This window comes from Sulfuricurvum sp. (assembly GCF_023250475.1).
Lineage (GTDB): Bacteria > Campylobacterota > Campylobacteria > Campylobacterales > Sulfurimonadaceae > Sulfuricurvum.
In genome coordinates, this window is the sequence record NZ_JAHFAQ010000005.1 from 1 (window position 1) to 13,668 (window position 13,668).

The following is a 13,668-nucleotide window of genomic DNA, read 5'->3' on the forward strand; positions in this document are numbered from 1 at the left end:
TAGCGACCGTAATGTTTCTTTGATCAAACAGGTACGAAACATTGTAGTTCAAGCCGTCTTCTTTGTGCAGAGTTCCCGTGAGGATGGCGATGTGAAGAGAACGCTCCGAAAGGGCTTCGGAGATGTCGGTATGCTGATTCATATAGAGGGGAAATGCCGATTCGGGGAGGACGACTAGATCGTACCCTTGTTGGATCGCCTCGTCGATGGCATTGAAGTTTTCTTGGATTGTTTGAGGCAATTGATCATTTTGCCATTTAAAATCTTGAGAAATATCGGTGGAGACAAGTTTGATTTTGACATCGGGCAACGGAGGAGGAGTATAGTGTATTTGGATTGCTCCCAACAGCAGGAGCAACGGGATGATTTTTTTGAGCCCGCCGAACCATGCGGTCGATGCGAGAGAGACAAGGATGAGGGCAAACTGCCATTTGGCAAATCCCATATAACTTTCGACAAAGATGAGCTCAGGTTGCATCCAGTTGAAATCCATCGGCCATATAAAGGTGAGACCAAAAAGAATGGCGGCTCGGATAAGGGGGTTCGAGGAGAGAGACATAGCCCCGTAATAGAGGGCATAGACGATTCCGAAGCCTAACGCCACGAGCCATGTCGCCCATCCCAAACCGTAATACTGAAAGCTGAACCCGATCCAATAGCACCAGAGCAGTCCGATCCAAAATCCGCTGATAAGTATCGTCCGTTTCGGAGCATGCAAAAGGGCGTACACGGCAATAAGCCCTGACAAAGTGTTCAAAGCTTTGGAGGTGAGCGCAAAATGTTCCCAATAGATAAAGGCTGAGAAAAAGAGGGCAATAAGCAAAGGGGCGACAAAGAGTTCGATAAGGGGCGTTGATCGATATTTCATAAAGCAATTATATCGTTGTTAGCCACATTTCAGTATAATGCCCCAATTTCACATTACCCAAGGATATCCATGGAAATTGTTACCCAAATTCTCCCATTTGTCTTTTTGATCGCTATTATGTACTTTGTGATCATTCGTCCTCAAAACCAGCAGGCTAAAAAACACAAAGAGATGGTTGAAGCCCTCACCAAAGGGGATAAAATTATTACAACCGGCGGATTGATCGTCGAAATCAAAAAAGTCGAAGATACATTTTTCGTGATTAAAATGAACAATGAAACCGAAGTGCGCCTCGTTAAAGATGCGGTTGCCAGAAAGTACGAGGATGAAGCTTAATTTCCGTGTCGTTTTACTGATAGCAGCTGCCCTTTTTGGAATCATTTTCTCGATTCCTTCACTCACCCAAAGTCAGCATGGAGCGAAAGTTACTCTGGGGCTTGATCTTCAAGGGGGATTGCATCTTCTTTTGGGGGTCAAAACCGAAGAAGCTGTCAATTCACAACTTAAATCGGTTGCTTCGGGGATCAAACACTTTACCGAGCAGAATGATATTTTGGTTGACGGTTTGAGTGTGCAGGGAGACGGTGTCGTATTCTCCCTTTTGGATGCCGAAGACGGCACTAAACTCGGTGAACATCTGAAAAATGTTCAAGGGGCTGTTGTTAAAGTTTCAGGTGAATCGTACCGTGTTTCTTTTAAACCTGAAGAGGTTGAAAAACTAAAAGCGCAGGCGGTTGATCAGGCAATTGAAACGATCCGAAACCGTCTTGATCAATTCGGTTTGGCCGAACCTGTCGTCGCACGGCAGGGTGTTGATAAGATATTGGTTGAGCTTCCGGGGATTAAAACACCTCAAGAAGAGCAGCGTGCACGTGAGTTGATCTCTCGTGCGGCAAAATTAGAGTTGATGGCGGTGGATGAAGACCGCTCCATGCGTGTTAATGATCTGAGCGACGTTGAAGCAGCCAGTTACGGCGATAAAATCCTCGAAGATGCCCTGCAACCGAACATGAAACATTTGGTGAATGAGATTCCGATTTTGGATGGAACCGTGTTAACCGATGCGCAAGTCGGATACGATCAAAATAACCGCCCGGTCATCAACTTTTCGTTGAACTCCGCAGGGGCGCAGATATTTGGTGATTTTACCGGTAAAAGTGTCGGAAAACGCCTTGCTATCGTATTGGACGGAAAAGTTTACTCGGCTCCGGTGATCAACGAGCGTATCGGCGGCGGAAGCGGGCAAATCAGCGGTAACTACAGTGTTTCCGAAGCAAATGATTTGGCAATCGCCCTTCGTTCGGGGGCATTGTTGGCACCGATCTATATGTTGGAAAAACGCTCCGTCGGGCCGAGTCTGGGTGCCGATAGCATTAAAGCCTCTTTGCTCGCATTGGTCAGCGGATTTGTCCTCGTTATGATCTTTATGATTATGTACTACGGATTGGCCGGTATTATTGCCAATCTTGCCGTTATGATTAATATCTTTATTATTTTGGCGATGATGGCGCTGTTGGGTGCAACCCTGACATTACCGGGTATGGCGGGTATCGTCTTGCATATCGGTCTTGCGGTCGATGCGAATATTATTATTAATGAGCGTGTTCGAGAGCAGATTCGTCTGGGGTTAGGGCTTAAAAAGGCTTTGCAAGAGGGATACAGTAAGGCTATGAGGGCTATTTTGGATTCCAATATCACCCAGATTATTGCCTGTACGATTCTTTATGTATACGGAACGGGAGCGATCAAAGGGTTTGCCGTAACGCTTAGCATGGGTATTTTGGCCTCAATGCTGACGGCGATTGTTGGAACGTACGGAATTTTCCAGCTCTTTACCAATCGTATCGAAAAATCGAAAAACTACAAATTGTGGTTTGGTATGACGAGAAAGGTTAACTAATTATGGAACTGTTTAAAGAAGATAAAGTCTATAATTTTCTCGGAAAAGGGAAAATCTTTTTCGTTGCGTCATTTGTCCTTTTCTTTGTAGCGATAGCGCTTATCGCCACAAAAGGGTTTTCATTCGGTATCGATTTTACCGGAGGAACGGTTGTTCAGGTCAAATATCAGGGTGTTGCCCCGATCGATAAAGTTCGAGAAGCACTTGAAAAGAACGAACTCTTTAAACACGCCGCAGTGAGCGAATTCGGCTCACCTGAAGAGATCGTTATTAAAACAGCGGCATCGACGGACGGTTTGAGTAAAGATATCGGCGATGTTACCCGAGAGATACTCAAAGGGACGGGCGATTTTGAGATTCGCCGTGTCGATATGGTCGGCCCGAAAGTCGGTGATGAACTTCGGGTTAAAGGGCTTACCGCGTTTCTTTTGACGCTGAGCGCTATTATGGCGATGGTGACATTTCGATATGAGTGGCGTTTCGCGTTAGCGGCCATCATCGCGATTGTTCACGATATCGTTATTACGTTCGGGTTTGTCTCCTATTTTGAGATCGATTTCAATATCGAAAGTGTTGCGGCATTGCTTATGATTTTGGGATATTCGATCCACGATACGATTATCGTGTATGACCGTATCCGCGAGCACATTCAAGAGTCTAAGAACAGCGATTTCGTTATGATCGTCAATGAAGCGGTTTCCCGAACACAGTCACGAACCACGTTGACCTCTTTAACGGTCTTTTTCGTTGTTTTGACCCTTTTCTTATTCGGCGGAGATATTATGCTCGGCTTCAGTTTTCCAATGCTCGTTGGTGTTATAATCGGAACCTACAGTTCGATTTTCGTTGCGGCTCAGCTCGTTGTTTGGACGGGATTCAGTGTCGGACGGTATCGTGAAAAAATGGCGGAGAAAATAAAACTTCAAGCCGAAAAAGAGAAAATGCGTGCGCAGTTTGAGCAAGGTATCGTCTAAAATCTGCCTCGAAGAGGCTAGCTTTAGTGCCTTAGCGGCTAGCGTCGTCAAAAGGGATTTAATTCCTTTTGACGTTCTATACAGAATTAGGAGTTTTTTTTGAATTACACCCCCGCATCGATTGAGGCCAAATGGCAAAAAACATGGAGTACGACTAAGGCGTATGAACCCTCAAACGACTTTAGCAAACCTAAAAAATATGTCCTCAGTATGTTCCCTTACCCATCAGGACGTATCCATATGGGGCACGTCCGTAACTACACCATCGGCGATGCATTCGCCCGTTACTACCGTCAGCAGGGGTTCAATGTTCTTCACCCGATCGGATGGGACAGTTTCGGAATGCCGGCGGAAAATGCGGCGATCAAACACGGTGTTCATCCTAAAAAATGGACCTATGAGAATATTGCTACGATGCGCGGAGAACTTGCGGGTCTTGGGCTATCTTTCTCCGAAGATCGCGAATTTGCGACCTCCAATCCGGAGTATACGGCATTCGAGCAGGGTTTTATTATCGATATGTTCAACAAAGGACTGCTGTACCGCAAACAAGGTTTTTTAAACTGGTGTCCGCACGATTTGACCGTTTTGGCGAACGAACAGGTGGTTGACGGCGGATGCTGGAGATGTGGAACGGAGATCGTCCAAAAAGAGATGTATCAGTACTACCTCAAAATCAGCGATTACGCCGAAGAGCTCCTCGAATCACTCAAAACACTTGAGGGGAAATGGCCGAAGCAGGTTCTGACGATGCAGGAGAACTGGATCGGAAAATCGTACGGCTTGGAGTTCGGGTTTAAACTTGACGATGAGAGCGAGGCTGCGCTCGGTGCCGTGTACCAAAGTTTTGATGTCTTTACGACCCGTCCCGATACGATTTACGGAGTGAGCTATGCGGCGCTTGCACCGGAGCACGAGATTGTTCGCCATATGCTCTCTTTCAATCTTTTGGATCAAGCCGCTGCCGATGCGATCAAAGCGATGCAGCGTGTCAGCGCTCGTGATCGTGCCACAAGTCCGAAAGAGGGTGTGGCTCTGGGCATTAATGTTATCCATCCGCTAACCGGGGCTAAAATCCCCGTCTGGGTTGCTAATTTCGTTTTGACCGATTACGGCTCCGGTGCGGTTATGGCCGTCCCTGCCCATGATGATCGTGACTATGAGTTCGCAACCAAATACGATCTTCCGATCAAAGCGGTCATCTACCCATCTGAGGGTGAATTACCGCTTGGATGTGCGTATACGGAAACGGGAATATTGCGTGAGAGTGGAGAGTTCAGCGGTTTGGATAACACTACGGCCAAAGCTTCGATCATGGACCATTTTGAGACTCAAAAACTGGGTAAAAAAGTGATCAACTTCCGTCTTAAAGACTGGGGGATCAGCCGTCAGCGCTATTGGGGTGCTCCGATTCCGTTGATCCACTGTGAATCGTGCGGAATCGTCCCTGAGGACAAAGCCAATCTTCCGGTGGCATTGCCCGAAGATGTCGTGATTAACGGCGAGGGCAATCCGCTCGAACATCATCCGTCGTGGAAACACTGTCCTTGTCCAAAATGCGGCAAGCCGGCCGTTCGTGAAACCGATACGATGGATACGTTTATTCAGTCGTCATGGTACTTTTTACGTTATACGGTCAAAAATGATTTTAAAGAGGCATTGGATAAACAAGCCCTCGATTATTGGATGGGTGTGGATCACTACATCGGCGGGATTGAACATGCGATACTGCATCTGTTGTATGCCCGTTTCTTCACGAAAATGCTCCGCGATTTGGGATATGTCAACAGCGATGAGCCGTTTGAACACCTCTTGACGCAGGGGATGGTTCTTAAAGACGGTTCAAAGATGTCGAAGTCTAAAGGAAATACCGTCGATCCGGGAGAACTGGTATCGAAATACGGTGCCGATACGGCGCGGCTCTTTATCCTTTTTGCCGCCCCTCCGACCCAGGAGCTGGAGTGGAATGACAGCGCGGTTGAGGGGGCATATCGCTTCCTCAAACGATTTGCCGACCGGAGCCAATACGTCAATGTTACCGATACATTACCGATTATCGATCACAGTACCCTATCCAAAGAGGAGAAAGCTGCTCGTAAAAAGGTGTATGAAGCCCTCAAGCGGGCTCAAGAGGTCTATACCGAACGTCACACGTTTAACACGATGATAGCCGGTGTGATGGAAGCAATGAACGCTTTGAACGAACAGAGCAATCGCGATGTATGGACGGAGGGGTACTGGATTTTGACCTCTGTGCTGGAACCGATTGTCCCCCATATCTGTTGGGAACTCTCAACCAATCTTTTCGGCGGTAAAAATTTCGGTGTTCAAGTGGTTCGCGAAGAGGTATTTGAGGTTGAAGCTTTGAGTCTGGGTGTATCGATTAACGGTAAAAACCGTGCCACGATTGAAGTCGGAGTGAATGAGTCTCAAGAGACGATCATCGAGATTGCCAAAGCCTCTGTTGAGAAATGGATAGAGGGGAAAGAGATCGTGAAAGCGATTGTGATTCCCGGCAAGCTAGTCAACCTTGTGATAAAAGGGTAACCTATGAAATACTGGATACTGAGTGCTGTGATCGCTCTAGCCGGCTGCGGCTATCAGCCGGCCAGCCATTTAGCTAAGAATGTTTTGGGTGACAGTGTCAGTACCGAAGTCGTTATTCGGATGGAAGACCCTCAAAATACCGTTATTATCAAAGATGCCATCGATACCGCCGTTATAACAAAATTTAGAACGGCCCTCGTTTCCAAAAACAGATCGCAAACGCATCTTAAAATTTCGATCAGTTCGGTATCGTTTAGCCCCCTCCGATACGATACAAACGGCTATGTAATTACCTATCGTACTACGGTCGTGATGGGAATAAGCCGAACGACAGCAGGAAAAACGGCGAATTATTCGACCAGAGGGACGTATGACTTTGATATAGAGCCAAACGCAATTATTTCGGATCAGGCACGTTTTGAAGCGATCCGTCAAGGGGCGCAAAAAGGGATAGATTCGTTTATTGCACAAGTTGCGGCACAGGGTACAGATGCGAATATCACACAAGCTGAGGCCCTGGGTACTGATTTGAATGTATCGCAAGATACGCTGCAGGGTGTTGAGTCGAAATAAGGGGTAATTATGACCATTAACCAAATTGTTCGAAACACAGTAGAACGGCTAAAAGCGGAGGGGAAAGTCTGGACTCCGGATGCGTATGCCGAAACCTTTTGTTCGGAAGCTAAAAAAGCGGGATTTGCCGTAGAAGATTGCAGCGGAATAGAGCGTTACGTCTCTTTGATGGATAAAAAAACGGTTGAAGAGATTAAACAATACCGTGTCCGAACGACGGCCGAACTTATCCGGTTTTTAATTTCCAAGTTAAGCCGTATGAACCCCAATGAAGCGACAATACTGGTAGAACTCTTAAACGGTCTTGCCAAAAAAATGGCACAGAGCATTGACCTTCTGCACAATCCTGATGCTTCGGCATTGGCGAAAAAAACGATCGCTATCCTCGAATCCCAAGGGGGATCGACACAAATCGATCTGTTGAAGCAGGCATGGGCTAATTTTCTTACGGTTTACGATGATTCATTTTTGATGAAGTTGGCTCATTTCGGTTCGGTCGATTCGTCGAATTTGCGCAGTACGATTGAGAGTCTTAAATTTCAAGCGAGCTCAGGGGAAGCGGTTGATCATGAGAGAACGATTCGTCTCCTCGTCTCCTCTCTTGTCCCCTCTATTGCCCCCACGATGGACAATGCAACGATAGAACTCTCCCAAAAGCTTCATAACAATCCCGCATACGTCGCCACCGATGAGTGTGAAAAAGAGCTTAAAACCGCAATTGCGATGCGGATAGCGCTCGACAAACACAGTGTAGAGGAGATGGTCAATGCACTGGATGTACTTCTTGAAAAACTTTCAGCGCAATTGATCGACTTGATAGAGAGAAGCGAAAGTTCAAGCAGCGAAATCCGCGAGGTGAAACGTGATCTTGAAGCATTGGAAACCCATAAGCCTACCGACTTTAAGACAGCGCATAAACGGCTTTATACCATTGCCAGCACGCTGGAAGAAAAAGTTGAAGTGTTGAGTAAAGATCTGAAGGTTCACAACGAGAAAGTGAACCAAATGGGGAAAAAGATCGCTACCTTAGAATCTGAGCTGGCGCAGGCAACTCAAGCGTCGCGTGAAGATTTTCTGACAAAGCTATTTAACAAACGGGCAATCGAAGAGCACTTGAATCTAAAAGAGGCTGAATATGAGCGTCACGGCCATTCGTTTTGTGTCGCAATGCTCGATTTGGATCATTTCAAATCCGTCAATGATACCTATGGACATGAAGCCGGAGATGCGGTTCTGATCGCCTTTGCCAAAATTTTGAAACTGGAAGTCCGCACAAGCGATACCGTAGGGCGATATGGCGGAGAGGAATTTATGGCCATTTTGGGAGAGACCGATTTGGAGGGGGCTAAAACGTTTTGCGAAAAAGTGCGCGCCCATGTCGAACAAGCCCATTTCATGTATCAGGGAGAGCGTATCGGGGTCAGTGTCAGTATCGGAGTCGCCCAACGCAGTGATTTTCCTTCCCTTAAAGCATTGATCAACGGGGCGGATGAGCGTCTTTACGATGCTAAACGCAAAGGGCGAAACCGCGTCGAGCCTGCATGATTCTAGAGCATTTTTTAGCCCAAAAGCCTTTATTTTACGATGTGATTGATGTCGAGCGTTTTCCCAAAGCGTATCGGGCTGTTGCCCATCTTCTTCCTCACCCAAAGATTATTCATCTCGTCGGGACAAACGGAAAAGGGTCAACAGGGCGGTTTTTAGCTCTTGCATTGCATCGTTCGGGAAAACGGGTAGGCCATTACACTTCTCCTCATATTGTACGCTTTAATGAACGGATATGGATGGATGGGGAAGATATAACGGATGAAGCCCTCGAAGCCGCGCACCAAAAACTTTTGGGATTTTTGGAGAAAGAGGCGGCTGAGTCGTTAAGCTATTTTGAGTACACGACCCTATTGGCCATGGTCACGTATGAGGGGTGTGAGTACGTCGTATGCGAAGCGGGGCTGGGCGGTGAGTTTGATGCGACGAACGTCTTTGATAAAACATTGAGTATTTTTACCCCTATCGACTTCGATCATGCGGCATTTTTGGGGACAACACTCGATTCCATCGCGACAACCAAGCTGCGAAGCATGGAGCATATCGCCCTTTTAGGAAAGCAAAAACACCCTGAAGTGGAACGGATCGCCCGAAGTATCGCCGAAGAAAAAAAATGTACGCTTTACATATTCTGCGAGGGTGCTGAACCGGATATTGAAGTGAAAGCATTGCACATTGCCACGAAAAACAATCTTAGTGACTATTTGCGGGATAATCTCGCTCTCGCGATGAGGGGATATGAGCTTTTAGGCTATACCGTGACCGAAGCGCTTTTTGATCAGAATGCACTGTTTGGGCGTTTGAGTAAAATAGCCCCGAATATCACGCTTGACGTGGGGCATAACGCATTGGCCGCAGAGTCGATAGCCAAAACGTATTCGGGGAAAAAAGTGACTCTGATTTACAATACGTACGGTGATAAAGATTACCGCGGTATTTTGGCTCTTTTAAAACCGATTATCGAAACGGTAGAGATTATTGATGTCGATGAAGGGCGGATTGTCGAACGGTGTGCATTGGAAAAAGCATTACAAGATTTGAATATACCGTTCGAGACATTTGAGGCAATCCGCGAGGATAAAGAGTATTTGGTTTTCGGCTCGTTCAGCGTAGCCGAGACCTTTTTAAAGAGGATGAATAAGCACTGATGTCACAAGCACGATGGTATGAATACGTAAAAAACAATCCGAAGAACCTCCCGGGCATACTTCTTTGCGAGGATGCGAAAGAGGCCTCGGAGCTGAGCGACGTATCGACATTTTTGGAAATTCCCCATATCGTATTGCCCGATTTCCGTGCAACTTATTTGGACGATCTCCGCCCGTTCAGTGAAGAGTTGTTTGCCCTTTTTGCCGCGCTTCGTACCTATTACACGGCGGTTAAAAAACCGCTGATTATTTCACCCCTCAAAACGCTTCTCTTTCCCCTCCCGAATGCCTCATTGCTTCAAAGCGAGACGATCGAGTTTGCGTCTCGAATCGATCTGAGTGCATTCAAAGCAAAATTGCTCCATTGGGGGTACACCTTTGTCGACATGGTGGAGATGGAGGGGGAAGTTTCGCATCGGGGCGATATCCTCGATATCTACATCCCGAATCAAAGCAACCCGTACCGTATCAGCCTCTTTGACGATGAGGTCGAAGAGATTAGAGCTTTTGACGTCGAAACCCAGCGTACCGATAAAGAGGAACTGGTTTCCATCGAAGTCACCAGTGCATTTTTTTCCCTTGATGCGGAGCAGCATAAAGCGTTCGAAAAAGCGATAGCGCTAGCGCAGAGTGACAGTTTTGTTAAAGACATTGCCTCCCTTGGATTTTGGGTATTGGGAGCTGAGGGGATCGATCTGTGCGAGGGGAAAAAAGTCGTTCGCATCCGTGAGATGAAATCTACCCTTGACGAAGCGTACGGTCTCAATCAGAAGGTATTGCCGCGCGAACGGCTGGAAGCGGATATCCTCCCTGAATCGGAGCGGTACTCTCCTTTGGGGGGAGGCAATTTCGAGACACTCCGAAGCGTTCATAAAAACAAAAAATTCACCCTTATCGCCGCCAGCGACACACAGCTCAAAGCGGCAGGGATCTTTGAACTCAAAGGTATCACGGTAAAAACGTCGGGAATTGTCCTCAACCTTATCGGTCCGGATGAGATTATTCTCTCTTTGAATCGCCATGAGAAAAAACGCCGCCGCCGCCGTACCTCTATCCTCCTCGATGATTTGAAAGTGGGCGACTATGTCGTTCACGAAGAGTACGGAGTGGGGATTTTTGTCGGGATCGAGCAGGCGGAGATTCTGGGAGGGATTAAAGACCTCGTCGTCATCAAATACATGGGAGATGACAAGCTTCTCCTCCCCGTTGAAAACCTCGATGCGATTGATCGATACATCGCCTCAGGAAGCCTCCCTGTCCTTGATCGCTTGGGCAAGGGTAGTTTCGGCAAGCTCAAAGAATCGGTCAAAGCGCGATTGTTCGAGATCGCTTCGGAGATCGTAGGGATTGCGGCAAGCCGTGCGTTGATTAAATCCGCCGTCATCCGTGTTGATGCGGGTGAATTGCATCGTTTCCAAGCTGCGGCAGGATTTGATTATACTCCGGATCAGGCGAGTGCCATCGCTTCCATCGTCCGCGATCTCTCTTCGGGACAGATTATGGATCGGCTCCTCAGCGGAGATGTGGGATTCGGAAAAACCGAAGTAGCGATGAACGCTATTTTCACCGCCGCAAAGGGGGGATACCAATCGCTTCTCGTGGTTCCGACAACGTTGCTCAGTTCTCAGCACTTTCAATCGCTTAAAGCCCGTCTGGCTCCTTTCGGGCTTCGGGTGGCGAAGCTGGACCGTTTCGTGAGTACCAAAGAGAAAACGGCGACTCTTCGGGCATTAGAAGCGGGAGAACTGGATTGTGTCGTCGGAACCCATGCGCTGTTTGGGGTGAACTGTGCGAAGCTCGGTATTGTGATTATCGATGAAGAACACAAATTCGGGGTGAAACAAAAAGAGAAACTCAAATCGCTCTATGAGAATGTTCATCTCCTCAGCATGAGTGCGACGCCGATTCCTCGAAGTCTCAATCAAGCCCTCAGCTCGATCAAAACTATGTCGGAACTCCTCACTCCGCCGAGCGAGCGGCTTGGGGTACGGACATTTGTCAAAAACTACGATGAGAAACTGATCAAAGAGGTGATATTGCGCGAACTTCGCCGCGGCGGACAGGTGTTTTACGTTCATAATTCGATCGACTCAATGATTATCAAATCGGGTGAGCTTAAAGCGATCCTTCCCGATCTGCGTATCCTCATTCTTCATTCTCAGATCAGTGCAACCCATACCGAGGAGGAGCTGGCGAAATTTGCCGACCGTCAGTACGACGTCCTTCTGGCTACCTCGATTATCGAATCGGGGATCCATATGCCGACGGTGAATACGATGATTATCGACGGGGCGGATCGTTTCGGAATGGCCGATCTGCACCAGTTGCGCGGACGGGTCGGACGGGGACATACGGAAGGGTATGCCTATTTCATCGTCGATGATAAAGATCACCTTACCGAAGAGGCAAAAAAACGGCTTGTGGCATTGGAGTCGAACTCCTTTCTGGGAAGCGGATCGATGCTTGCCTATCACGATCTCGAAATCCGTGGCGGTGGAAATCTTGTCGGGGATGCCCAAAGCGGCCATATCAAAAATATCGGATACGCTCTCTATCTGCGTATGCTCGAAGATGCGATCAAAATCCTCACCAATCAGACGACTGCGGTACGGGCAAAAGTCGATATTAAACTCACTGTCAGCGCCTTTATCAGCGATGAAGTTGTCAGCGAAGACCGTCTTCGTCTTGAACTCTACCGCCGTCTCAGCCAATGCGAAAGCCCGAGTGAGATTTATGAGATCGAAGAGGAGGTCGGGGATCGTTTCGGCAAGCTCGACACACCGACGAAACAGTTTTTTGAAATCATGGTCATTAAACTCCTAAGCATCGAGAAAAAGATTAAAATGGTGAGCAACTACAATCAGAATATCACGATTGAGTTCACGAGCGGTGCCAAAGAGACGATGCAGAGCAAGAGCAAAGACGATGATGATCTTATCGGCACGGTATTGCACTATTTGCGTACGGCAAAGCCGAAGGGGGTATAAATGAGTTTCTGTTCTTATTATGATGCGCATGTCTGTCACTCCTGCCGATGGATTGATTATCATTATGCCGAACAGCTGAAGCTGAAAAGTGATCATTTGCATGCTCTTCTCAACCGATATCAACCGCAAGAGTGGCTCAAACCCGCCACTTCTCCTCTGCGGGGATTTCGCAACAAAGCCAAAATGGTAGCGACCCCGACGCTGGAGGGTATAGTGCTCGGACTCTCTGAAGAGGTGAGTTTGATAGAGTGTCCGCTTTATGATATAAGCATGCAGAAAGTTTTGCACACGACCCAAGAGTGGCTTCGGGAATTAGGGGTCAAAGGGTATGACATACGGTTGCGAAAAGGGGAGCTGAAATACGTCCTCCTCACCCGCAGCAAATCGAACGGCTCTATGATGCTCCGTTTTGTCCTCCGATCTCATGGTATCATCGCCAGACTTGAGAACGGGTTGGAAGATCTGATGAAACGCGCACCGGAGGTGACAGTCGTCACCGTCAATATACAGCCCGTCCACATGGCGATTTTGGAAGGGGATGAGGAGATATTTTTGAGCGAACATCGCCGCCTTGAAGAGCGGTTCAACGGTATTCCCCTCTATATCCGCCCCAAAAGTTTTTTTCAAACCAATCCTGAAGTCGCTGAAAAACTTTATCATACTGCGGCGGCATGGGTAGCTGAGATAAAGCCTGCACGCTTATGGGATCTATTTTGCGGAGTAGGGGGATTCGCTCTGCACTGCGCTACGGCGGAGCGTGAGATTGTGGGGATCGAGATCGAACCTGAAGCGATAGAGTGCGCCTGTGATTCGGCGGCACAGCTGGAGATGAAGAATATCCGTTTCGAGTCGCTGGATGCCGCAAGTTTCGGAGCAAATTCAGGGGAAAAACCCGATGCGGTGATTGTCAATCCGCCGCGCCGCGGGTTGGGAGAACAACTGTGCAAATGGTTGGAAAAAGTCTCTCCGGAGCATCTGATCTATTCGAGCTGCAACGCGACGACACTGGCAAAAGATTTGGAACGTTTGAGTTCATATGAGATACGGAAGGTTCAGCTGTTTGATATGTTCCCGCACACGGAACATTATGAAGTGCTTGTTGAATTAATACGAAAGAGTTAAAGGC

The 13,668-nt window shown here is 47.7% G+C and carries 10 protein-coding genes; 9 read left to right on the top strand and 1 reads right to left on the bottom strand.

Annotated elements, in window-relative coordinates; translation table 11 throughout:
• Window positions 1-868, bottom strand: an 868-nt coding sequence (locus Q0C19_RS01090) for an apolipoprotein N-acyltransferase (protein WP_295051920.1), incomplete at its 3' end; no start/stop codon positions are given.
• Window positions 869-937: 69 nt separating this feature from the next.
• Between Q0C19_RS01090 and yajC the strand changes: the two genes are divergently transcribed.
• The 9 genes from yajC (at window position 938) to rlmC (ending at window position 13,664) form a co-directional block, all read left to right on the top strand.
• On the top strand, window positions 938-1,204 hold the full coding sequence (yajC, locus tag Q0C19_RS01095) for a preprotein translocase subunit YajC (RefSeq protein ID WP_295051923.1): 267 nt from the start codon (window positions 938-940) through the stop codon (window positions 1,202-1,204).
• Window positions 1,194-2,768: a protein translocase subunit SecD gene (gene secD / locus Q0C19_RS01100; RefSeq protein ID WP_295051926.1), complete on the top strand. Its 1,575-nt coding sequence runs from the start codon at window positions 1,194-1,196 to the stop codon at window positions 2,766-2,768. The genes yajC and secD overlap by 11 nt, the downstream gene beginning before the upstream one ends.
• A gap of 2 nt (window positions 2,769-2,770) precedes the next feature.
• Complete coding sequence (gene secF / locus Q0C19_RS01105; protein ID WP_295051929.1) at window positions 2,771-3,742, top strand: protein translocase subunit SecF; 972 nt, start codon at window positions 2,771-2,773, stop codon at window positions 3,740-3,742.
• A 99-nt stretch (window positions 3,743-3,841) separates the two neighbouring features.
• Window positions 3,842-6,289: a leucine--tRNA ligase gene (gene leuS / locus Q0C19_RS01110; RefSeq protein ID WP_295051931.1), complete on the top strand. Its 2,448-nt coding sequence runs from the start codon at window positions 3,842-3,844 to the stop codon at window positions 6,287-6,289.
• 3 nt (window positions 6,290-6,292) lie between these two features.
• Window positions 6,293-6,862, top strand: coding sequence for an LPS assembly lipoprotein LptE (lptE, locus tag Q0C19_RS01115; protein ID WP_295051933.1), 570 nt, complete (start codon window positions 6,293-6,295; stop codon window positions 6,860-6,862).
• Between the two features lie 9 nt (window positions 6,863-6,871).
• Window positions 6,872-8,407 carry a GGDEF domain-containing protein gene (locus tag Q0C19_RS01120; protein ID WP_295051936.1) on the top strand — a complete coding sequence of 512 codons (1,536 nt, stop codon included), beginning with the start codon at window positions 6,872-6,874 and terminating at the stop codon, window positions 8,405-8,407.
• Window positions 8,404-9,555 carry a Mur ligase family protein gene (locus Q0C19_RS01125; RefSeq protein ID WP_295051939.1) on the top strand — a complete coding sequence of 384 codons (1,152 nt, stop codon included), beginning with the start codon at window positions 8,404-8,406 and terminating at the stop codon, window positions 9,553-9,555. Before Q0C19_RS01120 ends, Q0C19_RS01125 begins: the two co-directional genes overlap by 4 nt.
• Window positions 9,555-12,542 carry a DEAD/DEAH box helicase gene (locus Q0C19_RS01130; RefSeq protein WP_295051942.1) on the top strand — a complete coding sequence of 996 codons (2,988 nt, stop codon included), beginning with the start codon at window positions 9,555-9,557 and terminating at the stop codon, window positions 12,540-12,542. The genes Q0C19_RS01125 and Q0C19_RS01130 overlap by 1 nt, the downstream gene beginning before the upstream one ends.
• Complete coding sequence (rlmC, locus tag Q0C19_RS01135; protein WP_295051945.1) at window positions 12,543-13,664, top strand: 23S rRNA (uracil(747)-C(5))-methyltransferase RlmC; 1,122 nt, start codon at window positions 12,543-12,545, stop codon at window positions 13,662-13,664.
• Window positions 13,665-13,668 lie beyond the last annotated feature (4 nt).

What these genes read in the sequence shown, in the direction of transcription:
- yajC (WP_295051923.1), top strand. Translation starts at nt 938, where the DNA reads ATGGAAATTGTTACCCAAATTCTCCCATTTGTCTTTTTGATCGCTATT.
- secD (WP_295051926.1), top strand. Translation starts at nt 1,194, where the DNA reads ATGAAGCTTAATTTCCGTGTCGTTTTACTGATAGCAGCTGCCCTTTTT.
- secF (WP_295051929.1), top strand. Translation starts at nt 2,771, where the DNA reads ATGGAACTGTTTAAAGAAGATAAAGTCTATAATTTTCTCGGAAAAGGG.
- lptE (WP_295051933.1), top strand. Translation starts at nt 6,293, where the DNA reads ATGAAATACTGGATACTGAGTGCTGTGATCGCTCTAGCCGGCTGCGGC.
- Q0C19_RS01120 (WP_295051936.1), top strand. Translation starts at nt 6,872, where the DNA reads ATGACCATTAACCAAATTGTTCGAAACACAGTAGAACGGCTAAAAGCG.
- Q0C19_RS01125 (WP_295051939.1), top strand. Translation starts at nt 8,404, where the DNA reads ATGATTCTAGAGCATTTTTTAGCCCAAAAGCCTTTATTTTACGATGTG.
- Q0C19_RS01130 (WP_295051942.1), top strand. Translation starts at nt 9,555, where the DNA reads ATGTCACAAGCACGATGGTATGAATACGTAAAAAACAATCCGAAGAAC.
- rlmC (WP_295051945.1), top strand. Translation starts at nt 12,543, where the DNA reads ATGAGTTTCTGTTCTTATTATGATGCGCATGTCTGTCACTCCTGCCGA.